The 23,424-nt window shown below is 56.0% G+C and carries 23 protein-coding genes; 16 read left to right on the forward strand and 7 right to left on the reverse strand.

The features are described from left to right. Window positions 1–28: 28 nt before the first annotated feature. From glpD to B3729_RS07950, 4 genes are all read right to left on the reverse strand, one after another. Window positions 29–1,570 (reverse strand): glycerol-3-phosphate dehydrogenase, encoded by a 1,542-nt coding sequence (glpD, locus tag B3729_RS07935; RefSeq protein WP_010795095.1) that lies wholly within the window; start codon window positions 1,568–1,570, stop codon window positions 29–31. A 153-nt stretch (window positions 1,571–1,723) separates the two neighbouring features. Continuing rightward, the gene (locus tag B3729_RS07940; protein WP_010795094.1) at window positions 1,724–2,479 is read right to left on the reverse strand and encodes a DeoR/GlpR family transcriptional regulator; all 756 of its coding nucleotides are present in this window, start codon (window positions 2,477–2,479) and stop codon (window positions 1,724–1,726) included. A gap of 128 nt (window positions 2,480–2,607) precedes the next feature. After that, window positions 2,608–4,113, reverse strand: coding sequence for a glycerol kinase GlpK (gene glpK / locus B3729_RS07945; RefSeq protein WP_286787552.1), 1,506 nt, complete (start codon window positions 4,111–4,113; stop codon window positions 2,608–2,610). A gap of 14 nt (window positions 4,114–4,127) precedes the next feature. Further along, window positions 4,128–5,021 carry an MIP/aquaporin family protein gene (locus tag B3729_RS07950; protein WP_010795092.1) on the reverse strand — a complete coding sequence of 298 codons (894 nt, stop codon included), beginning with the start codon at window positions 5,019–5,021 and terminating at the stop codon, window positions 4,128–4,130. Between the two features lie 303 nt (window positions 5,022–5,324). Between B3729_RS07950 and ybaK the strand changes: the two genes are divergently transcribed. Together ybaK and B3729_RS07960 are read left to right on the forward strand one after the other, a co-directional pair. Continuing rightward, on the forward strand, window positions 5,325–5,795 hold the full coding sequence (gene ybaK, locus B3729_RS07955; protein WP_010795091.1) for a Cys-tRNA(Pro) deacylase: 471 nt from the start codon (window positions 5,325–5,327) through the stop codon (window positions 5,793–5,795). Window positions 5,796–6,113: 318 nt separating this feature from the next. Beyond that, complete coding sequence (locus tag B3729_RS07960) at window positions 6,114–6,899, forward strand: PhzF family phenazine biosynthesis protein (RefSeq protein WP_019365832.1); 786 nt, start codon at window positions 6,114–6,116, stop codon at window positions 6,897–6,899. A 2-nt stretch (window positions 6,900–6,901) separates the two neighbouring features. On the opposite strand, the gene B3729_RS07965 is transcribed toward B3729_RS07960, so the two are convergent. Together B3729_RS07965 and argF are read right to left on the reverse strand one after the other, a co-directional pair. Further along, window positions 6,902–7,936 (reverse strand): ABC transporter ATP-binding protein, encoded by a 1,035-nt coding sequence (locus B3729_RS07965; RefSeq protein ID WP_286787553.1) that lies wholly within the window; start codon window positions 7,934–7,936, stop codon window positions 6,902–6,904. After that, window positions 7,933–8,850, reverse strand: coding sequence for an ornithine carbamoyltransferase (argF, locus tag B3729_RS07970; protein ID WP_125888248.1), 918 nt, complete (start codon window positions 8,848–8,850; stop codon window positions 7,933–7,935). Before argF ends, B3729_RS07965 begins: the two co-directional genes overlap by 4 nt. A gap of 331 nt (window positions 8,851–9,181) precedes the next feature. Between argF and B3729_RS07975 the strand changes: the two genes are divergently transcribed. The 12 genes from B3729_RS07975 (at window position 9,182) to B3729_RS08030 (ending at window position 20,495) form a co-directional block, all read left to right on the forward strand. Next, a complete protein-coding gene (locus tag B3729_RS07975; RefSeq protein WP_010795087.1) occupies window positions 9,182–9,613 on the forward strand; it encodes a hypothetical protein in 432 nt (143 codons plus the stop codon). A gap of 230 nt (window positions 9,614–9,843) precedes the next feature. Next, window positions 9,844–10,170 carry a Grx4 family monothiol glutaredoxin gene (gene grxD, locus B3729_RS07980; RefSeq protein ID WP_010795086.1) on the forward strand — a complete coding sequence of 109 codons (327 nt, stop codon included), beginning with the start codon at window positions 9,844–9,846 and terminating at the stop codon, window positions 10,168–10,170. A 118-nt stretch (window positions 10,171–10,288) separates the two neighbouring features. Next, window positions 10,289–11,431, forward strand: a complete 1,143-nt coding sequence (locus B3729_RS07985) for an MFS transporter (RefSeq protein WP_286787554.1) — start codon at window positions 10,289–10,291, stop codon at window positions 11,429–11,431. A 92-nt stretch (window positions 11,432–11,523) separates the two neighbouring features. Beyond that, a complete protein-coding gene (locus tag B3729_RS07990; protein WP_286787555.1) occupies window positions 11,524–13,518 on the forward strand; it encodes an FUSC family protein in 1,995 nt (664 codons plus the stop codon). Next, window positions 13,505–13,708 carry a DUF1656 domain-containing protein gene (locus B3729_RS07995; protein WP_219652435.1) on the forward strand — a complete coding sequence of 68 codons (204 nt, stop codon included), beginning with the start codon at window positions 13,505–13,507 and terminating at the stop codon, window positions 13,706–13,708. Before B3729_RS07990 ends, B3729_RS07995 begins: the two co-directional genes overlap by 14 nt. 42 nt (window positions 13,709–13,750) lie before the next feature. Then, complete coding sequence (locus tag B3729_RS08000; protein WP_019365826.1) at window positions 13,751–14,653, forward strand: HlyD family secretion protein; 903 nt, start codon at window positions 13,751–13,753, stop codon at window positions 14,651–14,653. Window positions 14,654–14,948: 295 nt separating this feature from the next. Then, a complete protein-coding gene (locus B3729_RS08005; RefSeq protein ID WP_019365825.1) occupies window positions 14,949–15,260 on the forward strand; it encodes a DUF485 domain-containing protein in 312 nt (103 codons plus the stop codon). After that, entirely contained in the window at window positions 15,257–16,915 is a 1,659-nt protein-coding gene (locus B3729_RS08010) for a cation acetate symporter (protein ID WP_286787556.1), read from the forward strand. The genes B3729_RS08005 and B3729_RS08010 overlap by 4 nt, the downstream gene beginning before the upstream one ends. 61 nt (window positions 16,916–16,976) lie before the next feature. After that, the gene (locus B3729_RS08015) at window positions 16,977–18,776 is read left to right on the forward strand and encodes a DUF294 nucleotidyltransferase-like domain-containing protein (protein ID WP_286787557.1); all 1,800 of its coding nucleotides are present in this window, start codon (window positions 16,977–16,979) and stop codon (window positions 18,774–18,776) included. Then, window positions 18,776–19,399: a 3'-5' exonuclease gene (locus B3729_RS08020; protein ID WP_010795078.1), complete on the forward strand. Its 624-nt coding sequence runs from the start codon at window positions 18,776–18,778 to the stop codon at window positions 19,397–19,399. Before B3729_RS08015 ends, B3729_RS08020 begins: the two co-directional genes overlap by 1 nt. A gap of 173 nt (window positions 19,400–19,572) precedes the next feature. After that, window positions 19,573–19,731, forward strand: coding sequence for a DUF3309 family protein (locus B3729_RS08025; protein WP_010795077.1), 159 nt, complete (start codon window positions 19,573–19,575; stop codon window positions 19,729–19,731). A gap of 350 nt (window positions 19,732–20,081) precedes the next feature. Then, window positions 20,082–20,495 carry a hypothetical protein gene (locus B3729_RS08030; RefSeq protein ID WP_010795076.1) on the forward strand — a complete coding sequence of 138 codons (414 nt, stop codon included), beginning with the start codon at window positions 20,082–20,084 and terminating at the stop codon, window positions 20,493–20,495. Between the two features lie 22 nt (window positions 20,496–20,517). Here B3729_RS08030 and dacB read toward each other — a convergent pair whose 3' ends face one another. Then, window positions 20,518–21,978, reverse strand: coding sequence for a D-alanyl-D-alanine carboxypeptidase/D-alanyl-D-alanine endopeptidase (dacB, locus tag B3729_RS08035; protein ID WP_286787558.1), 1,461 nt, complete (start codon window positions 21,976–21,978; stop codon window positions 20,518–20,520). A gap of 268 nt (window positions 21,979–22,246) precedes the next feature. On the opposite strand from dacB, the gene B3729_RS08040 reads away from it, so the two are divergent. Together B3729_RS08040 and bcsQ are read left to right on the forward strand one after the other, a co-directional pair. Then, window positions 22,247–22,636 carry a hypothetical protein gene (locus B3729_RS08040; RefSeq protein ID WP_286787559.1) on the forward strand — a complete coding sequence of 130 codons (390 nt, stop codon included), beginning with the start codon at window positions 22,247–22,249 and terminating at the stop codon, window positions 22,634–22,636. Beyond that, window positions 22,627–23,418, forward strand: a complete 792-nt coding sequence (gene bcsQ, locus B3729_RS08045) for a cellulose biosynthesis protein BcsQ (protein WP_019365819.1) — start codon at window positions 22,627–22,629, stop codon at window positions 23,416–23,418. Before B3729_RS08040 ends, bcsQ begins: the two co-directional genes overlap by 10 nt. Window positions 23,419–23,424: the final 6 nt, after the last annotated feature.

The following is a 23,424-nucleotide window of genomic DNA, read 5'->3' on the forward strand; positions in this document are numbered from 1 at the left end:
GATTCGGCCAGTTTCATTCACGTATCCATTACGCTGCTGCGTGACTGGCCTTGCGGATATCCAGACTGCCTAGATAGGTTTCCAGCTTGGTCTTGTCACCAGGGGTAAACTCAAGGCCCAGCTTGGTCCGGCGCCAGAGTATGTCGTCTGCCGCGTTGGCCCATTCGTAAGCATGGAGATAATCCACTTCACGCGCATACAGGTCCGCCCCCAGGCATTCGCCTAGGTCGGCCATTTGCGTAACGCCTTCCAATAGCTTGCGCGTGCGGTTGCCATAGGTGGTTGACCAGCGCTGGGCAAGTGCTGCTGGCAAATCCTTGACCTGTGCCTGTAACTGTTTGGCCAGTGCTTCAGGCGTCGTCATGTCTTCTCCGCCCGGTAGCGTAGCCTTGGCTGTCCAAGGCTGTCCCATCGTCTTGAAGAACGGCTGCAACTGCTGCATGGCCGACTCGGCCAGCTTGCGGTACGTGGTCAGTTTTCCACCAAAGACCGACAGCAAAGGCGCATCGTTTTCAGGAGCCGACAGTGACAGGGTGTAGTCACGAGTAATGGCTGAAGGATTGTCTGACTCGTCATCACACAGGGGGCGTACGCCCGAGAACGTATGCAGGACGTCACTGCGGGTCAGCTTGTGGCGGAAGTGTGCGTTTGCCACACCTAGGATGTAGTCAGTTTCCTGCTCGGTAATCTGTACGTTGGCTGGATCACCTTTGTACTCACGATCCGTGGTACCAATCATGGTGTAACGGCCCAGGTACGGAATCGCAAAGACAATCCGACGATCTTCGTTCTGCATGATGTAGGCATGATCGCCTTCATATAGCTTGGGCACGACGATGTGGCTGCCTTGAATCAGTCGAATACCATAGGGCGAGCGCTCTTTGATGTTTTCGCGAACGATCTGGGCAACCCATGGACCTGCCGCATTGACCAGGGCTTTTGCCTTAATCGAGAAGGTACTGCCGTCTTCACGCTGAAGGGTCAGGTGCCACAGTTTGTTAGCGCGATGGGCGCTTGTGCAGGTGGTGCGGGTATGAATATGGGCGCCACGCTCGCGGGCAGCCATGGCGTTGAGTACAACGAGGCGTGCATCGTCTACCCAGCAGTCCGAATACTCGAAACCCTGGTTGATATCACTGACCAGAGGGCTATCGGAACCGAACCGAAGACCACGGGAGGCGGGGAGCTTTTCACGCTTGCCCAGGTGGTCATAAAGGAAGAGACCTGCGCGAATCATCCAGGCCGGACGCAGATGTGGCCGGTGCGGCAGGACGAAGCGCATGGGCTTGACGATATGCGGAGCCTTGGCCAGCAGTACCTCGCGTTCGGCCAACGCTTCGCGTACCAGTCGAAATTCGTAATGTTCGAGATAACGCAGGCCACCATGAATCAGCTTGCTGCTGGCCGAGGAGGTATGTCTCGCCAGGTCGTCACGTTCGCAGAGAAAGACGGACAAGTTACGGCCTGCGGCATCGGCTGCAATACCAACACCATTGATACCACCGCCGATCACGGCGATGTCGTAGATCTCGGAAAGGGGCGGCGTCCCGAGCAAAGTGGACTGAGGCATGGGCGTCTCCTGTTATAAACGAACATCAATGTTCGTATTCGAACAATCGTAGACAAAAGAGTTGCCTTGCGCCAGTCGTAAACCGATAAAAAAACTCTAAAAGGAAAATAAACGAACTTAAATGAATTAAATGTGAAAGGCCTGACACTCTGGTCAGGCGATTTCAAGACGGACTTTGAATTGAGAGAGCAGCCGGGTAAAGGCTTCGTCTGGTTGAGACTCGGTAAAGAGCACATCGATCTGCTCAAGCGAGCCCAGGCGAATCATGGCGCTGCGTCCGAATTTACTGGAGTCGGCTGCCAGAAAGACCTTGCGTGCGTTTTCGAAAATGGCCTGTGAAACGCGAACCTCCTGATAATTGAAATCCAGCAGAGTGCCGTCTTCATCGATGCCGCTGATGCCAACTAGCGCGTAGTCCACTTTGAATTGCTTGATGAAGTCAGCTGTCGCCTGGCCTACCACGCCGCCGTCACTGCGCACGCTGCCACCTGCAATCAGGACTTCGAAGTCCTCTTTCGCACTAAGGATGTTCGCAACATGGAGGTTGTTCGTAATGATCTTCAGGCTACGGTGATTGAGCAGCGCGTGAGCGATCGCTTCGGTCGTTGTACCGATGTTAATGAACAATGAGGCATGATCCGGGACCTGTGCTGCAACGGCCTCCGCGATACGACGCTTCTCATCACGCATTTGTCCAGCACGCATGGTGTAAGCCGTGTTTTCCACGCTGGAGTCATGGGCAGCACCACCGTGATAACGACGCAGCAAACCGCTTTCGGCCAGCTGGTTGATGTCTCGACGAATCGTCTGGGGGGTTACGGTGAAATGCTGGGCAAGCTCCTCGATGCTGACATAGCCACGCTCGCGGACAAGGTCCAGGATGTTCTGCTGACGGGGCGCCAGGCTCATGCAATCTTCCTTCAACGGTGGTTTGACAGGAAGAATGCCGTAGCGAGGCGCCGGGCGCCAGTTCAGTGCATCAACTTCATCATCCTGATGTGAAAAGGGCGACTTCCCAGTCGCCCCGTCCAATGACATCAGTCCTGCGCCCAGCCGCGAGTACGCTCGACAGCTTTCTTCCAGCCCTTGTAAAGCTCCTCGCGATGGTCGCCATCACAGGTGGGCTCGAACACGCGCTCGATGGTGCTCTTGTTGCGTAGTTCGTCCAGGCTGCTCCAGAAGCCGGTGGCCAAGCCAGCCAGATACGCTGCACCAAGGGCAGTGGTTTCCTTCATTTCGGGGCGCTCTACGCAGGTGCCTAGAAGGTCGGCTTGGAACTGCATGAGGAAGTTGTTTGCGACGGCACCGCCATCCACACGTAGCGAGCGTAGACGCTCGCCGGCATCCTGCTGCATGGCATCCAGTACGTCGCGAGTCTGATAGGCAATCGACTCCAGGGCTGCACGAATCAGATGCTCAACCTTGACGCCGCGGGTCAGGCCAAACATGGCTCCGCGGGCATAGGGATCCCAGTAGGGAGCGCCCAAGCCGGTAAAGGCCGGTACCAGATAGATACCATTGCTGTCCTTCACCTTGGTGGCGAAGTACTCGGAATCCAGGGATTCGTTAATGACCTTGAGCTCATCGCGCAGCCACTGAACGGTAGAGCCACCATTAAAGATGGCGCCTTCCAGTGCGTAATTCACTTCATCACGCGGTCCGCAGGCAATAGTGGTTAGCAAACCATGCTGGGACTGCACTGCTTTCTCACCAGTGTTCATCAGCAGGAAGCAGCCGGTGCCATAGGTATTCTTGGCTTGGCCCGGCTCTACACACATTTGGCCAAACAGGGCGGCTTGCTGGTCACCTGCAATCCCTGCGATCGGAATGCCGGTTTCCTGGCTGCTGCCCAGAGTGGCATAGCCGTAGACTTCGGAGGAGGAGCGAACCTCCGGCAGCATTTCGCGGGGGATATCCAGTGCTTCAAGCATCATGGGATCCCAGTCACGCTTATGGATATCAAAAATCAGGGTGCGCGAGGCATTGGTGTAGTCGGTGACATGGACCTTGCCCTGGGTCATCTTCCAGATCAGCCACGTATCGACAGTACCGAACAGCAGCTCGCCACGGCGGGCGCGCTCACGGCTGCCCTCCACGTGGTCCAGGATCCACTTGATCTTGGTACCGGAGAAGTAGGGGTCGATGACCAGTCCGGTCGTGCGGCGGATATGTTCTTCCATGCCGTCACGCTTGAGCTGATTGCAGATCTCTGTGCTTTGGCGGCTCTGCCATACGATGGCATTGTAAATCGGGCGGCCTGTGGTCTTGTCCCAGACGATGGCAGTTTCGCGCTGGTTGGTAATACCGATGGCGGCTACATCGTCATGGCTAATGCCTGCATGAGCCAGGGCCTCCACAAAGGTAGCGCTCTGGGTAGCCCAGATTTCCATCGGGTCATGCTCGACCCAGCCGGCTTGCGGATAGATCTGTGCGAATTCACGCTGAGCAATGCTCACCACATTGGCGTTACGATCCAGCACGATGGCGCGGGAGCTGGTGGTGCCCTGGTCCAGGGCCACGATGTAATGCTTGTTATTAGACATGATGGAAATCCTTATTATTGAGCCTGTGACGCGCTGATCTTGGGCTGAGCGGCGGCGTCTTTCTTATTCGTTTCAACTGAGGTTTCTTTGACTGGAATGTCGCACGCTGCTGAGCCAAGACTGGGCAGGTGACGGCAGATGAGCGCCTTGTAAGCAGCGGCACCCAGGCAGGCACCCAGGATGGGCGCGAAGATCGGTACCAGGAAATAGGGTATATCGCGGCCACCGGTCAGGGCTACATCACCCCAGCCAGCCAGGAAGGTCATAAGTTTAGGACCCAGGTCACGAGCCGGGTTCATGGCGAAGCCTGTCAATGGGCCCATGGATCCACCGATCACAGCAACAAGCAAACCAATTAGAAGCGGGGCCAGCGGGCCGCGTGGAAGACCATTGCCATCGTCGGTCAAGGCCATGATCACGGCCAGCAGGATGGCGGTAATGACCATCTCGACCAGGAACGCCTGACCAACAGACAGGGCTGCGTTCGGATAGGTGGAGAACACGCCCGCAAGCTCAAGGCTGGCTACGCTACCGCGTACCATATTGTGAGCCTGTTCGTATTCGAAAAAGAGGCTGTTATACAGGCCGTATACCAGCGCGGCGCCACAAAAAGCGCCTGCGATCTGCGAAATGATGTAGAGCGGGACTTTTCTACGCTCGAAGCCGCCAAACAGCCAAAGCGCAATGGTAACGGCAGGGCTCAGATGTGCACCCGACACGCCAGCGCTCAAGTAAACCCCCATGCTGACCGCAATGCCCCATATGATGCTGATTTCCCAGAGCCCCAGAGTGGCTCCGCCAACCTTCATGGCAGCGACGCAACCGGTTCCGAAGAAAATGAATAATCCTGTTCCCAAAAACTCGGCAATGCATTGCCCACGTAGGGTGGGCATTAATGGAGTACTCATACGAGGAGCCTCTTGATTGTTGTATTTATTGCGGTAGTAGAAAAAAAGTGAAACTACATCCTTTCGGAAACGAAAAGTTAGTTTCAAAATCGAACGTTGTCAAAGGTTCTTCTTTCATCCCCATAGAAAATTGTGATGAGCGAAGCAGGATATTTTATGACAGGCAAAACACTTGTTTGAAAGGGAACTTTATAAGGCGTGTTTCAGGTCACGCTTGCGGGACGCCCCAAGTAAGGTGTTACAAGGCTTTACACGCTGCAAAGGCAAAGACAAACTGGATCATAAAGCCACAAGGATAATGGCATGACACCAGCGATAAACCTGCTTAAAAAGTACAAGATAGAGCATCGCGTGCTCAGTTATGTACACGATCCCAAAGCCGCTTCGTATGGACTTGAGGCGGCAGACAAGCTTGGACTTGAACCCGTCCGGGTGTTCAAAACATTGTTGGCTGCTACCGAGAAGGAGGAGTTGCTGGTGGCTATCGTTCCGGTAGGTGGCAGTCTTGACCTGAAAGCCTTGGCCCATGCGGCGTCTGTCAAAAAGGCAGACATGGCGAATCCTCAGGTAGCCCAACGTGCTACCGGCTACCTGGTAGGCGGAATCAGCCCGCTGGGGCAGAAGAAACGCTTGAGAACGTTCATTGACAGCAGTGCCGAGCGGTTTCCTACCATTTATGTCAGTGCAGGCAGACGTGGCCTTGAAGTGGAGCTGTCTGCCCAGGCGCTGGCTAGCCTGACCGCAGGGCAGTTTGCCGAGATTGCACGGGAGTAATGTGCAGGTTCTCTGCTCGTAGGGGTAGTGGGCAAAGGAAGTCCTTTCAAGTGAGTTGACCAATCGATTCACTGCGCTATGGTCAATTATTGCCGCTCTGGTGTTTTCCCTTGATCGCTATCTGGCTGCTCGCAATTACAGCGGGCTTTGAGTGTGCCCGTAGCGGTTGTTGACAAGAGTGCCGATGATCCGAGAGATCCTACACAGAGCGAGTTGCCGGCCCAGTTTAACTGTCATAGCTGGTGAACTGTACATTGTGACGTAGGCACGTTTCGCTCATGCTGTACGAAGAACTCAAAAGAAAAGATGGAGCAAACCATGCAACTCGACTTTCACCAAATCGATGCCTTCGCTGATCGTCCGTTCGCGGGTAATCCAGCGATGGTCTACCGTCTCGATGCATGGTTGCCGGACGATCTGATGCAGAAGATTGCCGCTGAGCATAATCTGGCGGAAACGGCCTTTATCCGTCGGGAGGGTGATGTCTGGCGCATTCGGTGGTTTACCCCAAAGGTTGAAATACCGTTGTGTGGCCATGCGACGCTGGCAGCGGCTCATGTACTGTTTACTGTTTATGAGGAAGCGGGAGAAAAGATCGAATTCATTTCCCGCTCCGGCACCCTGCGTGCCTATAAGGAAGACGATGGGCTTCTGGCGCTGGATTTTCCCGCACAAATTCCAAGTGAGATCGGTTCCACACCAGAGCTGGAGCGTGCATTAGGCGTTAGTCCGGTCGATGTACTGGGCGCAGATAAGCTACTGGTTCTCCTGGAGTCGGAAGAGGCGGTGCGCAACTGCAAGCCTGACTTTGCGGCTCTGGCGCGCCTGCGTTGGCCGGGCGTTATCATTACTGCTCGAGGTGAGCGGTATGATTTCGTGTCCCGTTTCTTTGCGCCTGGTATTGGCATCAATGAGGACCCTGTGACTGGCTCGGCTCACTGTAGCCTCATTCCCTATTGGTCTCGTCGCCTGGCGAAGCGGATGCTGCGAGCCTACCAGTGCTCGGAGCGGGGCGGGGAACTCTGGTGCCGTCTGGATGGCGAGCGCGTGAGCATTGCGGGTCACGCTCGCCGCGTCGCCAGTGGGCGTCTATTGCTGGATTGACGTTATGTGGCGCTGAAGGTTGTCAGCGCCGTTTTCTTGAGCGCAATTCCGATCCGTTCACCGATGCTGTGCTCAATAAAACCTGGGAAGGACGCTTCGAGGCGTGCTCCTGACGCAAGCGCCAGTTGATAGCGGGTGCTTGCACCTAGAAATACTTGGCTGACCACCTGCGCGGTCAACGTGCTCGCGGGACTATAGAGGATGTCGTCAGGCCGAAGGAGAACGCGAAGCTCATCGCCTTCCTCGAACGCTTTGTTCCTGGCCCTGACAACCCCAAGTTCCGTTCTGATCGATTCTGAGTCGACGGCAAGACCTGGAATGAAAAATCCCTGGCCTACAAACGTTGCCACAAAGGGCGTGGCAGGGGTCTGATAGAGGTGCCCAGGTGTATCCCATTGCTCAAGATGGCCATGCTGAAAAACCCCCACCTTGTCACTTACCGCAAACGCTTCTTCCTGGTCATGAGTCACCAGGATGGCGCTGGTGCCTCGAGCTTTCAGAATATCCCGGACTTCGCTGCTGAGCAATCGGCGAAGCTCTACGTCCAGGTTGGAAAAAGGTTCATCCATCAATAACAGACGAGGCGACGGTGCCAAGGCGCGAGCCAAGGCAACACGCTGCTGTTGACCACCTGACAGCTCATGAGGATAGCGTTTAGCCAGCTGCTCCAGTTTGACCAGGGCCATCAGCTCACCCACGATGCGCTCGCGCTCGGGATGCTTGCGAATACCAAAGGCGATGTTGTCACCTACGTTCAGGTGAGGAAAAAGAGCATAGTCCTGAAAGACCATGCCGATCCCGCGCTGCTCTGGCGCCAGGGTAAACCCCGCTCGGGAAATGACCTGATCGGCGAGACGGATTTCGCCCTGCATGACAGGCTCGAATCCGGCGATGGCGCGCAGCGTCGTGGTTTTCCCGCATCCCGATGGACCAAGCAGACAGCCAATCTCTCCTGACTCAAGAGACAGGCTCAGGTCGCTTACGATCGTGCTGCCACCGTAGCCGCAGGCCAGATGGCTGAGCGTGAGAATGTTCATGCGTTGCGTGTATGTGGGATCAGAAACTCCATCAATGCCTTTTGCGCATGCAGGCGGTTCTCTGCTTCATCCCATACGACCGAGCGTGGATCTTCCAGCAGGTCGTGACTGATCTCTTCTCCGCGGTGGGCTGGAAGGCAGTGCATGAAAACGACGTCCCGGCTGGCTTTGTCCAAGAGCTCACGTGAGACCTGATACGCCTTGAACGTTTCCAGACGAATTTTCGATTCCTCTTCCTGGCCCATCGACGTCCAAACGTCAGTACTGACCAGATGAGCGCCTTCTACGGCCTCCGTTGGATCACGAACAATCTGAATGCGGTCACCGGCGCGCTCAACGAAGCGGGCGTTTGGCTCAAAGCCTTCAGGGCAGGCCACACGCAAGGTGAAGTCCAGTTGTTCGGCAGCTTCTATATAGCTGTTGCACATGTTGTTCCCGTCACCGATCCAGGCCACGACCTTGCCCTGAATGCTGCCGCGATGCTCGAAGAATGTCTGCATATCAGCCAGCAGCTGACAGGGATGAAGGTCATCAGACAGTCCATTGATAACCGGAACGTTGGAGTTTGCCGCAAAGGTCGTCAGGGTGCTGTGGGCATAGGTACGGATCATGACACCATCGAGCATACGGGACATGACGCGGGCACAGTCATCTACCGGCTCACCGCGGCCTAACTGCGTGTCGCGCGGGGACAGGAAAATGGCTTGGCCACCTAGCTGGATCATGCCTGCCTCGAAGGACAGACGCGTACGGGTCGAGGCCTTTTCGAAAATCATGCCAAGAACACGATTTTTCAACGGTTCGTGGCTGACGCCTCGACTACGCAGTTCTTTCAGCTCGATGCCACGGCGGATCAGCTGCAACAGCTCATCGGGTGTGCAATCCATGAACGAAAGAAAATGCCGAGCGCTCATCATCAATACCTATGAATACAGGCCAGGGGTGCCGGCCGGCTTCAGGAAAAACAGGCTACACCCAAAGCTACTGCCGCACCTATGCGGAGGAAAGGGAAGGGCCGGATCTTATAAGTAATTTATATATTTGCGCAAATCCCTGGCGAGGCTGCAGAAAAGATGAGATTGCAACCGGTTATTACGCAAAAGGTAAAACTTCACAAAGATTGGAAAATTGTTCCGCTACGGTTGTTACATTTTTGTTAAATGACTACTATGCCGCCCGCCTTTCGAGGCGACGTTATTACCCCGCAACGGGGTTATTGGAAAATTGTATGCAAAGGAGTATTGCATGAAACGCGTAGTGTATGCCGCTGCCTTCTCTACTTTGGCCCTGCTCACTGGCTGTGCCAGCCAGAACGTAAGTCAGCCAGCTCTACCTCTGGGTGGCGCGGTTGATACCGGTCTGAAAGCGGATGTCAAAGTAGGTGAAACCATCACAGGTCAGTCTTCCGTAAACGTTCTGTTCGGTATGCTGAAGCTGGGTGGTGATAGCAAGTTTGCAGACGGCGTTACCTATGGTGGTGGCGAAGGTGGTTTTGCTCTGGGACTGGATCCAGTTTCCTCGGCTAAAGCTGCTGCAGCTTACAAGGCTGTCAAGGCTTCAGGCGCTGACGTAATCGTTGCCCCGCGTTATGAAGTCGATGTTCAGGACTACCTGGTGTACAAGGCCGTCAACGTCAAAGTGACTGGCCAGAAAGGCACCATCAGCTCTATCCATTAAGGATGAGCTCGAACCGGCGGACATGGAGTTCGCCGGTTCGAAGAGAAACGACTGCCGCGTTCTTTCTTCCTCCCGCCAATTTCTCCTTCTGCGTCAAGTCACGCCGTTATCAGGCTTGTAAATTGTTCCTGTTGTCCTTATCTGTATGGACGGGTGGCCAGAGGCAAAACCGAGCGTTTCACTGGGTTTTCCGTTACACTGGTCAGCACTGAAATTCAGCGAGGTGCACCGTGGATATCATCGAAACGATCAAAGAACAGATCGCCAATAACCCTGTTCTTCTTTACATGAAAGGCTCCCCCAATGCTCCGCAGTGCGGTTTCTCTGCCCGTGCCTCGCAAGCGTTGATGGCGTGTGGTGAGAAGTTCGCCTATGTGGACATTCTGCAAAATCCTGAGATCCGGGCCAATCTGCCTAAGTATGCCAATTGGCCAACGTTCCCCCAGTTGTGGGTAAACGGTGAGCTGGTAGGCGGTAGCGATATTCTGCTGGAGCTGCACGAAAAAGGTGAGCTACAGCAGCTGGTCAAAGGCGCTGCGGGTAAAACCGAGGCCTGATCGGATGGCCAGATGAACTTCTGGTAACCGCTTCGGCTCTGACTGCCTGGGTTGTCTAGTAGTCAACCGGATTCAACAAAGCCCCGCTTCGGCGGGGCTTTGTTTTGTTGGAGTGGTTATGGCTGAGAAGACATTAGCAGGCTCTGCGCGTTGGGCTTGCGCTTATTTCTTTGCTATCAATGGACTGGTGCACGGCAGTCTGATGGCGCGGATACCGGCCTTGAAAATGCAGGCCGGACTTGACGAAGGTACGCTTGGACAGGCGTTGCTGTGCCTGGGGCTGGGTGCCTTGACAGCGTTCCCCCTGACAGGAATTCTCCAGCGCTGGCTGGGTAGCCGCCGGATTGTAATTGGTGGAGGGCTACTGCTCCTGCTTGCCTTTCCCTTGGTCGGGCTGGCCCATCAATGGCTCAGCTTCGCCTTGGCGATGTATCTTATTGGTTTGGCCAGTGGCGCAATGGATGTTGCGGTCAACACGCAGTCTGTAGAAGTCGAACGAGCCCTTCGGCGTCCGACGCTTTCGCTTCTTCACGGGATGTACAGTCTTGGCGGCCTGGTCGGTGCGCTAGGGGCGGCTGCGCTGGTGGCATTGTCACCCGTCTGGCATTTCCTCTTACTGGCAGTGATTGCCCTTATCTTTCTACTGCCTGGCGGTAAACGGCTTTTGCCTGATGAGCACATGCCTGCGCGCACCCATAAAGGTTCGGGGCTGCGTTTGCCGCCCATGGCAGTCGTAGGGCTGGGTCTCATGGCGTTGTGTTCGTTTGTGTCCGAAGGCGCTATCGCTGACTGGAGCGCCTTGCTTCTGCATGATGTGAAAAGTGCCAGCGAAGGGTTATCCGCTTTGGGATACGCCGCCTTTTCCGCCACGATGGTATTTGGCCGACTCTTTGGTGATCGCCTGCGTGTTCGCTTTCAGGATCACTCACTGGTTCGTGCGCTTGGAGGGTTGGCAACACTGGGGATGGTTGTAGCGCTGCTGGCGCCTGATGCGATCATTTCGATCATTGGGTTTGCTCTGGCCGGTCTGGGACTGTCGATCATTGTGCCGATCCTTTTCAGTGCTGCAGGCAATCGCCCGGGCATTGACCCGGGGGTTGGCGTTGCTGCTGTTGCTACCCTGGGCTATGGCGGGCTCCTCATGGGGCCTCCGCTGATCGGTCTGTTGGCCCAGGCAGTAGGACTCAAGCTGGCCTTGCTGTCCATTGTGATGTTATGTGCCGCGCTGTGTCTGCGCGCCGGCATCGTTCGAAGAGGCTAGCGAGCCAGCTGCCTGATATTGTCCAGGTGGATGCAAGGAACTTCCTGACGCGTTCGTGAGCCTATCGGTCATCACTCGACGATAATAAGCACGTGCGTATTCCCTGGCAGGTTTTCCTTGCGCCTAGCCCGTTGGCGCTCAAGTTTGCGGTCAAGACGCTTTTTGCAGCGTGTCTGGCCCTATGGCTTGCGTTTCGATTCGATCTTGAACAGCCCACATGGTCGATGATGACGGTCTTTATCGTCTCGCAGCCGTTGTCCGGCATGGTGGTAGCCAAGGGTCTGTTTCGTCTGATCGGGACCGTAGCCGGGACGATCATGTCTGTGGTGTTGATTGGCCTGTTTGCACAGACGCCCTGGGCTTTTCTTCTGGCCATGGCGCTCTGGCTCGGGTTGTGCACCGCTGCGTCGACCTTGCTGCGCAATCATGTGTCCTATGCCTTCGTTCTGGCCGGCTACACCGTAGCGATCATCGGCCTGCCAGCCATTGCTCAGCCGCTCGGCGTTTTTGATCAGGCAGTCGCTCGCTGTACGGAAATCTGTATGGGCATCATTGTGGCGTCTATCGTCAGCTCGGTAATCTGGCCGCAACGTGTAGAGCAGAACCTGAGTCAACAGGCCAGCAAGGTGTGGCAGGCGGGTCTGCAGGCAGCACGCGCTGAGGTGGCTGAAGATGAAACCGCTGCGACCGGACTGCTTGGGGTGTTTGGCCAGATCGTGGCTGTCGATGCGCAGCGCGACCACACATGGTTCGAGGGCCATCGAGGACGTCAGCGTGCCCGTGCGTTGCGACTGTTCTGTCGAGATCTGCTGAGCCTGTTGCGTACCTCGCGGGGCGTGGTTCGCCAGTGGCGTAACCTTGAAGCAGGTGAACGAGAGGCGGTCGCGCCCTGGCGTGAGGAGGTTATCCAACATCTGGACCCGTTCGAGCCAGCGGCCATTGAGGCATTGCTCAACCGGCTCCGTGACGAGCTCAATGACCCACGTTACAACAATGACCAGCGCTACTTTCTAGCTCGCCTGGGCATTCTGCTCGGCAAGGCGCTAACGGCTGAACAGGCCGAACGGGCGGTTGCCCGTGGCGTGGCTGATGACAGTGCTCCTTCGGCACTGTCCTGGCACCGCGACATCCAGACGGCGCTGTTGTATGGAATGCGCAGCGCGTTGGCATTGCTCGGACTTGCGATCTTCTGGTTGAACACCGCCTGGCCTGCCGCAACCGGTGCCATGCTGTTGGGTGCTGTTTTATGCAGCCTGTTCGCCAACCGCGATAACGCCGTTCAGATCGGCCTAAGTTTTCTTCGTGGTATTGCCTACGCCATCGTGGTGGCCATTGTTGTCAGCCAGGCCGTATTGCCGTCATGGTCCGGCTTCCCGTTATTGTGCCTGGGTATGGGGGTTCCGCTGTTTTTTGCCGCGCTTGGAATGGCGGGGCCGCCAGCGGTGGTAGGTACGGCTACTGCGTTTGCGTTGCACTTCATTGTGCTGGTTTCGCCAAACAACCATACCCGCATGGACATGGCTAACCTGCTCAATCAGGCACAGGCGCTGGTCATTGGCGTTGGCTTTGCCGTCGTTATCTTTCGTTTGATTACGCTGCGTCACCCGCGGCGGCTGATCCGAAGAATTCTTTCAGCCACGACCTATGACCTGCAGCGTCTGACAGAGCGCCCGCTCAGTGTTGCCGAAACCTGGTTTGGAGGGCGCATGGCTGATCGACTGCTGCAGCTGGCACGCAACATCAACCTGATGCCGCTCCATGAGCGTCGTCGCTGGCACGATGGCCTGCTGGCATTGGATCTGGGTAACGAGCTGTTGCACCTGCGCGCCTGCCTTGACGGGGCGACCGGCTCACTGGCGGCGGAGCGCGATCGTTTCCTACAGGCGTTTTCGGCAGCCCTGGCAAATGGTCTGGAGCATGTACGGCCGGAGCAGCTGGATGAACCCGCGAACCGATTACGCTCTGTATTAGAAGCCGTACCAGAGCCGGATGAGCCCAAGCGCCTGGCTCATGGAGCGGTTCGCCAGTTGCAGCGAACCTGGACGATGTGGTGCCAATCGCTTGAGGATCACCATGGACCTGCATGAGTGGGCTATCGGCGGCGTTTACCTGAGTCCGCTGTTTCTTTATGCGGTAGTGGCTTTATTACTGACAGGCACGATTCGGCTGGTCATGCACAAACTTCATGCGAGTCGCTGGATCTGGCATGAGGCACTATTTGGGTGCGCACTGTTTCTGCTGCTGCTCGCAGCCATTACATGGGTTGCCGCGACGTGACGTGGTCACGGTGAATATGAACGCTTGGATGAGGAGGGCATGATGCGCAAGGTGGCCCGTGTAGCGATTACAGTGGTCGTGGTGATAGTGGCCGTGCTGGCTGGCCTATGGCTGTGGCGGTTTTACATGCTCTCGCCCTGGACGCGTGATGCACGTGTTCGAGCCGATGTCGTAGTCGTCTCGCCCGATGTGGCCGGTTGGGTGACTCGCTTGCCTGTCAAGGATAATCAGCTGGTCAAGAAAGGTGATCTGATCATGCAGATCGACCGGGAGCGCTACCAGGCTACGCTCAACCACGCCCGTGCCGTTGCCGATACACGCAAACAGCAGCTGCGCCTGCGTGAGAGCGAGGCTGAGCGCCGTAATCGTCTGGGTGTCAGCGCCATTAGTGCCGAAGACAGGGAAAATGCGCAGATTAACGCTGCCGTGGCACGGAGTCAGTATCAGGAAGCGCTGACGGATATCCGGCTGGCGGAGCTTAACCTGGCGCGTAGCCAAGTGCTGGCGCCTCGCGAAGGGCGCATCACGAACCTGCGATTTGCCGAAGGTAACTACGTACGTACCGGTGAAGCTGTCATGGCGCTGGTTGATACGCGCTCTTTCTACGTCATGGCCTATTTCGAGGAAACCAAGATCCCGCATATTGCAGTAGGGGATGCCGTCAATATCCGCCTGATGAGCCACAAGGGGATTCTCAAGGGGCGTGTGGCCAGCATCAGTAGCGGAATCACCGACCGCAACGCAAGCCCGGACGAGCAGCTATTGGCGGAAGTTCAGCCCACGTTCAATTGGGTACGACTGGCGCAACGTATTCCGGTCCGCGTAGAGCTCTTGGATGTGCCGCCGGAGGTGCAATTGAGTGCCGGAATGACCGCTAGCGTCTCGGTGCTCGATGCCGAAGGGCATCATCCGCTGGAGGGGTGGCGCAGTCTGTGGGATTACTAGCGGGCCCGCCGACAACTCTCGAGACACATGCCGTCACACAAATAGCTATGGTTGATCAGGTCGGATAGCCCACGTTGCTGTTGCCGCCGTAAGCGTATTCGGCATCCGAGCCATATGCCGACCGCTCCAGTCCCGCCGCGTCAGCGGGGCTGTAGGGTCGCACTTTTAAGCCTCTACCCTTTATCCCGCGAAACAGTCCCTTTATCCCGGTTACGACTAAAGTCGTCTGGCTGTCAGGTGCCGGTAGCCTAGAGTACAAATCGACGATCCCCGTCACGCTGTGAGGACAACAATAATGAACGACAGCATCTACCGGCGGATAGAACAAAATCCGCAATTCAAAGAACTGGTTGCCAAGCGTGAGCGTTTTGCCTGGCTGCTTTCCCTAATCATGTTAGGACTCTACGTCGCCTTCATCCTGCTTATCGCCTTTGCGCCACATGTATTAGGTGCTCGGATCAACCCGGATAGTCCGATTACCTGGGGAATTCCGATCGGTGTCGGTCTGATTCTTTCCGCTTTTATCCTGACAGGTGTCTATGTTCGCCGTGCCAACGGTGAATTCGACCAGCTTAACCGTGCCATTTTGAAGGAGGTTCAACAATGAAAGCGCCTCTCTCTGCAGTAATGGGACTGGCTCTGTTCGCTCCGGCTGCCTGGGCTGCCGATGCGTTGACCGGTGCCGTTCAACGGCAACCTTTGAACGTGGCCGCTATCGTAATGTTCGTTGCTTTCGTGGCGGGGACATTGGGGATCACTTATTGGGCTTCCAAACGCAACCGTTCAGCGGCAGATTACTACGCTGCTGGCGGTCGCATCACGGGCTTTCAGAATGGTTTGGCAATCGCAGGCGACTATATGTCTGCCGCCTCCTTTCTGGGTATTTCCGCGCTGGTATTTACGTCGGGTTATGACGGCCTGATCTACTCCATCGGCTTTCTGGTCGGATGGCCGATCATTCTGTTCCTGATTGCCGAGCGCTTGCGTAACCTGGGCAAATACACCTTTGCCGACGTTGCCTCCTACCGTCTCAAGCAGAAGGAAATCCGTACCCTGTCTGCCTGTGGTTCGTTGGTGGTGGTGGCGTTGTACCTGATCGCTCAGATGGTGGGTGCGGGCAAGCTGATTCAGCTGCTATTCGGCCTTGACTACCACGTGGCGGTGATCCTGGTCGGCATCCTCATGGTGATGTACGTATTGTTTGGTGGCATGCTAGCAACCACCTGGGTACAGATCATCAAGGCGGTGCTGCTGCTTTCGGGCGCAAGCTTCATGGCCGTCATGGTAATGAAGTCCGTCAACTTCGACTTCAGTGCGCTGTTCTCCCAGGCTATCGCGGTCCATCCGAAAGGCGAGGCCATCATGAGCCCCGGCGGTCTGGTAAAAGACCCGATCTCAGCCTTTTCTCTGGGTCTGGCGTTGATGTTTGGTACAGCAGGTCTGCCGCACATTCTTATGCGCTTCTTCACGGTGAGTGATGCCAAAGAAGCTCGCAAGAGCGTGTTCTACGCTACCGGTTTCATCGGTTATTTCTACATCCTGACCTTTATCATCGGTTTCGGCGCGATCCTGCTCGTCAGCACCAATCCTGCGTTCAAGGATGCTGCCGGTGGCCTGATTGGTGGCAACAACATGGCGGCGGTGCACCTAGCCAACGCGGTGGGCGGCAGCATCTTCCTGGGGTTCATCTCGGCGGTAGCGTTTGCGACCATTCTGGCAGTAGTGGCAGGCTTGACGCTGGCCGGTGCGTCGGCGGTTTCCCACGACCTGTATGCCAGTGTGATCAAGAAAGGTAATGCCAACGAGAAAGACGAGTTGCGTGTCTCCAAAATCACAACGATTACCTTGGGTGTAGTTGCAATTGGCTTGGGTATCCTGTTCGAGAAGCAGAACATCGCCTTCATGGTGGGTCTGGCTTTCTCAATCGCGGCCAGCTGTAACTTCCCGGTTCTGCTGCTCTCCATGTACTGGAAGAAGCTAACCACACGCGGAGCCATGATTGGTGGCTGGTTGGGTCTGATCACGGCGGTGGCTCTGATGATTCTGGGCCCGACCATCTGGGTTACTATTCTGGGTCATGAAAAGGCGATCTACCCTTATGAGTATCCAGCACTGTTCTCCATGCTCGTAGCGTTCATCGGGATCTGGTTCTTCTCGATTACGGACAAATCTACCGCAGCCGATGAAGAGCGTGCTCGATTCTTCCCGCAGTTCGTTCGCTCTCAGACGGGTCTTGGCGCTTCCGGCGCAGTGGCTCACTAAGTCGTACTGAATCGGCAGGCTCGTCAGGGCCTGCCGTTTTCATTTCAGGCGAATTCGCGTCATGCCGGATAATTTCAACTTCGAGGCAGCCCCGTTCGACACACTCAGTGAGTATGAACGTAACCTGCTTCGCTCGGCGCTATCGGTCGGATACTACGTGCCTGGCGAGATACTGATCGAGCCGGGTAGCGTCACGCTTGCACTCTATATCGTGCTGAAGGGTGTCATTGAGGAGCGTGGCAAGGACGACCAGCTATTTGCACACTATGGGCCGGACGATCTCTTTGATGTGCGGGGGCTTTTTGATGGGCAGACCCGACATGCCTATCGAGCTGTTGAGGAAAGCATCGTCTACGAACTCAACGCCAAGATGTTTCATGAACTGTGCGAGCGAAATACCTCGTTTGCTGCCTATTTTCAGGCAAGCCTTGCCACCAAGCGGCAACTGGCGCGCCGGGACGGGCAGAATCTGGCGGAATTCATTCTGACCCGCATTGCCCGTGAGCATCTGATGCCTGCGGTGGAAGTCGGTGCCGATCTGTCATTGGGTGAGGCTGCCCGTACGCAGCTAAAGGTCGGCGCCGATGCGTTGCTGGTCCGGCTGGAAGACGGCTTTGAAGGACTGGGTATTGTGACCAGAACGGACCTGATGGTTGCCCATTTCCAGCAGGGGCTGGGCGACGAGACACCTATCGGGACGCTGGCGCATCAGCCGCTGGCCTCTATAGAGCTGGGCGACTTTCTATTCGATGCCATGATTCTCATGACCCGCCAACGCATCGAGCGGGTCGTGGTCAGGCAAGGTAATCAGGCAGTCGGCCTGCTGCATTTGACTCAGGTATTGAGTCTCTTTTCCACCCATTCTCATGTTCTGGCGCTACGGATCGCCCGCGCCGAAACGCTTGATGAGTTGCAGAGAGCCGCCGAAACCCTGGATATACTGATTGCTACTCTGGAGGGTAACGGCATTCGGCTGCGCTTTATCATGCAACTTGTTAGCGCACTGAATGAGCAATTACTGGCGCGCGTCTTCGAACAGTGCGTTCCTGCGGCTTATCGCTCCCGCTGCTGCCTGATGGTCATGGGAAGCGAAGGGCGAGGAGAGCAGTTGCTCAAAACCGATCAGGATAATGCGCTGATCCATGCAGACGACATTGCAAACGAGGAGGCATTGGCCTGGATGGCCCGCTTCAATGAGGCGCTCACGGGGTTTGGTTACCCTCAATGCCCAGGAAGGGTAATGGCCTCGAATGCGGTGTGGTGCAAACCTGTCAGTGAGTGGCGGCATGAGCTGCTGACGGCCGCCCGCGAGGGGCATCTTGAGCAGCTGCTGCGTCTGTCCATTCTGATGGATGCCCACCCTGTAGCCGGAAATGAGCATTGGTTTATGGCTGTGCAGGCTCAGCTGAGCGTGTGGTCTGGCTCGGGGGAGCGCTGGCTGAGCGATATGGCGCTGGCTGCCTTACAGTTTGATACGCCGTTGACCTTGTTTGGCGGGTTCAAAACATCTGGCGAACGCCTGGACATCAAGCGTGGAGGTCTTTTCCCGATCGTTCATGGGACCCGAATACTCGCCCTGCGAGACGGTTTGATGGTGCGTGGCACCTTGGGCAGACTGCAGATGCTGGGCGAGCGAGGCATTCTGGATCGAAACATGGCCGATAACCTCGCTGAGGCTTTCGAGCTGTTCATGCAGCTACGGCTGTCACAGCAATTGGCAGGTGACAGGAATGGATTAACGCAAGGTATCGATGTGTCGATCCTGAGCCGGACCGAGCGAGACCTGCTGCGCTTCAGCCTTCATGTAGTTAAAAAATTCAAGCAAACCCTGGGACGTCTGTTTCATCTGGATACGCGTTGATGGCTGCCTACATCTCAAGACCTGATTTGCATTGGCCCCTTTGGCGGCAACGCCTGCATTGGTGGTGGCATGACCCGATGGACGCCGATGAGATCGTTTCGCTGGATTTGGAAACGACCAGCCTTGATCCACGTCGGGCCGATATTCTCAGTGTGGGTGCCATACTCATTCGACAGGGGAAGATGCAGGTAGGGGAACGTCTTGAGCTGTACGTCGAGCCGCCACCCAGTCTGGACGCCGAATCGATCCGCATTCACAAGCTACGTCGGATGGATCTGGAGGGGCAGCTCAATATCCAGGATGCCCTGAGACAACTGCAAGACTTCATCGGAAATCGCCCGCTGCTGGGTTATTACGTGTCCTTTGATATCGCCGTGCTCAGTCGTCATTTTCGCCGTTACGGGATGCCTAGACTGACGAATCCCCGGATCGAAGTGTCAGCCCTCTATCATCGCAAGGTCAGCCGTTTGTTTCCTGACGTGCATTTGGATCTGCGCTTTGACACCCTGTCGCGGGCGCTGGACATACCGGTAACGGGGCGGCATACCGCGCTTGGGGACGCACAAACGGTTTCGCTGATGTTTCTCAAATTATTGAAGGGGCCTGTGCCCAAGCCGTACTAAACAGAAATAGTGTGCTTCTCGTCAACAAGCGAAGCGGTTGCAGGACTTTTCCGCAGAGGTGGCAGTCCGATAGTACAGGTACGCTTTCTTCTTATTCCCCGAGCTTTTCCGGTCTCGGTGATGGGAAGCGACCTGTGCTGTGGATTCCCGTAGCGGTTATAAGGAGATGCATCATGTCGCTGACTACCATATTGGTTCTGGTCCTGCTTGTTCTATTGATTGGTGGATTGCCCGTGTTTCCGCATTCGCGCAGCTGGGGATATGGCCCGTCTGGAATCGTGGGCGTGTTGCTGGTCGTACTGCTCGTGCTGGTGTTGCTGGGAATGATCTAGCGTCGACGGCTTAAAGATGAAAAGTCTTTCCTAATCAAGTGTTTACGAATCGATAGAGACCGACTGCTCCCCGCTTTTTGCCCCTGCTTGGTGCGTAGGAGAAAATTCTTGCCCAAAGAGGTGCAAGAGAGTAGGGTTCTCTTCACCGGCCTGCCTTGCCGATGTCAGTTGTGAGACAAAACCAGAGCCAAGCGTTGCTTGCTCTGGTTTTGTCTTTTCTGCGCTACCTCTTCTTATTTCACTCGTCTCAGTGCCTTGCATCACGGAGCGATCATTTAGGTGTTGCGCGGCGTTTAATCGGCCAGGCGGCTGTGATAAAAGCCCAAGGAGTAGCAAAGAGGGAGTGTTCCGTGGATTCGGAATCCATAGTGTATGGCTGCATCAAGGATTGGCCGACGAGCGACTCCATGGAGCGCCGCATGCGCCGGGCTTTGAATCGTCGTGTTCTGGCCAATCTCCCTCATGATTCCTGGGCATTTCTGGGGCGGGAGATGTTCAGCCAGTGCGAGCAGGCCGGCGCAGGTCTTTATAAAACCCAGGTCATTCACTTTGGTGCCAGTTATGAGGGCGTCGAGTATGAGTGGAAACTATGGGTCGAAGAGTTCGAGGCCCTGCTCAAACGCCTCTATTGGGCCAGCGCCGTGGTGCATCTGGAAACCGCCTTGAGCGGTACTCATACGTTCCGTTGGGAATCTGAGAAAGGCTTCCATAGCCCACAGGAAGATGACTTGCGGGCACGGTGTGCCTGGGAGCGGGAGGGCTGAAGCCCTCCCGTAACCGCTGTTCTCAGCGAGCAGCAGTGCTGTCCTGCTTGGTACGGTTGTACAGATCCACCATAACCTGATCCAGTACGCTGGACGCACCCCAGGGACGGCTGCTGTTCAGAATCGCAACCACTGCCCACGTCCTGCCATTCGCATCCCGACTAAAGCCGGCCAGGGCACGTACGTTATTGAGCGTTCCCGTCTTCATGTGGGCTTGTCCGAGCAGGGGTGTATTCTTCAGGCGCTTGCGCAGCGTGCCATCCATGCCTGCAATGGGCAGGGAAGAGATGTATTCGTAGGCATAGGGGCTTTGCCAGGCTGCCTGAAGAATCAGGCCCATTTCCCGCGCGCTGATGCGTTCATCGCGGGACAGTCCCGAGCCGTTTTCCATGACCAGGTGCGTAGCGGTGATACCTTTGCGGGCCAGCCACTGACGAATCACACGCTGCGCCGCTACGCCATCATTCGCGTCCGCGCTGGTGCGGTATTGGGCACCAATGGACAGGAACAGCTGTCGCGCCATGGTGTTGTTACTGTATTTGTTGATATCGCGAATGATCTCGACCAGATCAGGCGAAAAGGAGCGAGCCAGCAGCTCTGCGCTCTTGGGTACCGTACCCTCCCGGTCCTTGCCCATGATGGTGCCGCCCAGTTCCTTCCAGATGGCGCGTACGGCACCTGCGGTATAGCTTGGGTGATCCAGCAGGGACAGATAGCTCTGGGCACTACAGCCGCTAGGCAGGTTGCCCGTCACGATGAGGGCAGTGCCGTCTGCTTCCGTGACTGGGTTGAACCGTATTTCAGGCCACGCAGGGCACTTGCCTTTGCCCACGGCCTTGACCTGATTCTCAACCCGCACATTGGTCAACGGCGGGTCCATCGAGACGCTGGCCTTGCCGTCATCGGCACGAATGACCATGCGGACCGACTTCAGATTGACCATCAAGGCATCCGGGCCAACCAGGAACGGCTTGTTCTCATCGTTGCCGTCATCGTTGAAAACAGGAAGTTCGGGTTTGATGAAGCGGCCGCGATCCAGAACCAGATCCCCGTTGACCTGGGTGACGCCATTGGCGCGCAGATCACGCATCATCAGCCACAGTTTTTCCATGTTCAGCTTTGGATCGCCACCGCCTTTGAGATAAAGGTTGCCGTTGAGCACTCCGTTGTGGAGCTGGCCATCGGTGTAGAACTCCGTTTTCCACTGATAGGTAGGACCTAGCAGTTCCAACGCCGCAAATGTCGTAATGAGCTTCATGGTAGAAGCAGGGTTTACGGAAACATCGGCATTGTAAAAGTCAGCGCTTCCGGCAGCATCCAGCGGAATCATGACCAGGGACAACTCGTCATTGGCCAGTTTGTTCTTTTGCATGAGCTGCTGCACTTTAGGTGGCAGCACGGCAGTGTCGGCGTAGGTCAGAGCGGGTAAGCCCAGAGGCAGAAGGCCTAGCGCAAGTGAAACGGAGCGGAAGAATTTCAGCATTAACAAACCCCAAAAGAAGGCTGGGCCGAGATGAAAAGGTGATAGCCGAGCGATCTGTTACAAGAAACAGACATTATGCAGCAAACCGGTTTATAGCCAATACAGCCTGTGAAATGACTAGCACGCGTTGTCAGCTTTCCGCCTGGAGGAATTAAACAGCCATTTATCTGGCGGATCTCCATAATGTGACAAATATCGCAAAAGATAATGATCAATTGTGCATTAGGTATTAAAATGATAGCAAATTGCCATACAGACGATTGCTATCATGAGCGAGCGGGACATCCGGGACTACATTAACAGCCTTAATGAAGAAAACCTGAACCGGCAGTCTGGGGCATCGGCTCAAGCAGGGGATACGCTAGGGTGGGCACTTCTCGAGGCCATTGCCTCGCCTGTTGATCAGCCATTACCTGTTATCCATTCTTTTTCTGCGGTCTCTACCGAGGCCATTCCAGCGGTGACGAGCAATCCCTTACAAGAGGCGCGTGAGCCCTCGTCAGGCATCGCTCCTCCGGTGGATGTCCAGGCCAAGCCTGCCTCAGGCGCTCACCCGTTTGGCAATATCTTCAAAATTAAACCGGCAGTGGACGAGGTAGACCTTCAACCTCAGGGCTCTCTGAAAGCGCTACTCAAGAGTATTGCCACATGCCGTTAATCTGTGTTGCCTCTCCCAAGGGTGGTGTAGGCAAGACGACCGTGACGGCCAGCCTGGGGTATGCACTTCAGCGTCTGGGGCGTCCAGTGGTGTTGGTTGACTTCGACGTGCAGAACGCTTTGCGCCTGCATTTTGGGTTGCCGCTCGGGCTGAGTCAGGGATTTGTTGAAAGCGCTCTGACGGGCGCAGACTGGCGGCAGCTAAAGGTAACCTCTCCAAGCAATATTCAGGTGCTGCCATACGGACGGGTTAGCGCAACGACGCGTCTGGCGTTCGAGCACCGCCTGCTCAATGATCCTTCTTTTCTGAAGGAAGGGCTGGCAGATCTGCTCACGATTCCCAATGTGATTGTATTGGCAGATACGCCGCCTGGCCCAAGCGCTGCTCTGAGCGCACTTATCCATCAGGCGGATCTCTGCATAGCGGTACTGTTGGCCGATGCAGGCTCGGTTGCATTGCTGCCGGACATCGAGTCCGGTGAGTTCTTTGGCAGTGCTGGAACGGAAACCGTGCGCTATGTAGTCAATCAGGTGGATCGGCGGCGGCGCCTCAATCGAGACGTCTCGGTGTTTCTGCAGGCGCGCTGCGGTGGCGCATTGCTGGGCATGATCCATCGTGACGAGTCACTGCCTGAGGCGCTGGCAAGTCAGCAATCGGTTTTCGCATTCGATTCGGCATCGGCCGCCGCCCATGACCTCGATATGCTTGCGCAGCGATTGCTGGCCGCGCTTGAGCAGCAGACCACACCTGTATCTGATACGCGTCAACGGCAGTATTCCTGAGGAATC

This window comes from Pseudomonas sp. UBA3149, from assembly GCF_002364655.1.
GTDB lineage: Bacteria > Pseudomonadota > Gammaproteobacteria > Pseudomonadales > Pseudomonadaceae > Chryseomonas > Chryseomonas luteola.

Bases quoted from the DNA above. Each gene is read 5' to 3' on its own strand.
- B3729_RS07985 (WP_286787554.1), top strand. From the start codon at position 10,289: ATGGCTGAGAAGACATTAGCAGGCTCTGCGCGTTGGGCTTGCGCTTAT.
- B3729_RS08015 (WP_286787557.1), top strand. From the start codon at position 16,977: ATGCCGGATAATTTCAACTTCGAGGCAGCCCCGTTCGACACACTCAGT.
- B3729_RS07950 (WP_010795092.1), bottom strand. From the start codon at position 5,021: ATGAGTACTCCATTAATGCCCACCCTACGTGGGCAATGCATTGCCGAG.
- glpD (WP_010795095.1), bottom strand. From the start codon at position 1,570: ATGCCTCAGTCCACTTTGCTCGGGACGCCGCCCCTTTCCGAGATCTAC.
- B3729_RS08005 (WP_019365825.1), top strand. From the start codon at position 14,949: ATGAACGACAGCATCTACCGGCGGATAGAACAAAATCCGCAATTCAAA.
- B3729_RS08010 (WP_286787556.1), top strand. From the start codon at position 15,257: ATGAAAGCGCCTCTCTCTGCAGTAATGGGACTGGCTCTGTTCGCTCCG.
- B3729_RS07975 (WP_010795087.1), top strand. From the start codon at position 9,182: ATGAAACGCGTAGTGTATGCCGCTGCCTTCTCTACTTTGGCCCTGCTC.
- B3729_RS08040 (WP_286787559.1), top strand. From the start codon at position 22,247: ATGAGCGAGCGGGACATCCGGGACTACATTAACAGCCTTAATGAAGAA.
- ybaK (WP_010795091.1), top strand. From the start codon at position 5,325: ATGACACCAGCGATAAACCTGCTTAAAAAGTACAAGATAGAGCATCGC.
- B3729_RS08000 (WP_019365826.1), top strand. From the start codon at position 13,751: ATGCGCAAGGTGGCCCGTGTAGCGATTACAGTGGTCGTGGTGATAGTG.
- dacB (WP_286787558.1), bottom strand. From the start codon at position 21,978: ATGCTGAAATTCTTCCGCTCCGTTTCACTTGCGCTAGGCCTTCTGCCT.
- B3729_RS07965 (WP_286787553.1), bottom strand. From the start codon at position 7,936: ATGAACATTCTCACGCTCAGCCATCTGGCCTGCGGCTACGGTGGCAGC.
- B3729_RS07995 (WP_219652435.1), top strand. From the start codon at position 13,505: ATGGACCTGCATGAGTGGGCTATCGGCGGCGTTTACCTGAGTCCGCTG.
- B3729_RS08025 (WP_010795077.1), top strand. From the start codon at position 19,573: ATGTCGCTGACTACCATATTGGTTCTGGTCCTGCTTGTTCTATTGATT.
- glpK (WP_286787552.1), bottom strand. From the start codon at position 4,113: ATGTCTAATAACAAGCATTACATCGTGGCCCTGGACCAGGGCACCACC.
- B3729_RS08020 (WP_010795078.1), top strand. From the start codon at position 18,776: ATGGCTGCCTACATCTCAAGACCTGATTTGCATTGGCCCCTTTGGCGG.
- argF (WP_125888248.1), bottom strand. From the start codon at position 8,850: ATGAGCGCTCGGCATTTTCTTTCGTTCATGGATTGCACACCCGATGAG.
- B3729_RS07940 (WP_010795094.1), bottom strand. From the start codon at position 2,479: ATGAGCCTGGCGCCCCGTCAGCAGAACATCCTGGACCTTGTCCGCGAG.
- B3729_RS07960 (WP_019365832.1), top strand. From the start codon at position 6,114: ATGCAACTCGACTTTCACCAAATCGATGCCTTCGCTGATCGTCCGTTC.
- bcsQ (WP_019365819.1), top strand. From the start codon at position 22,627: ATGCCGTTAATCTGTGTTGCCTCTCCCAAGGGTGGTGTAGGCAAGACG.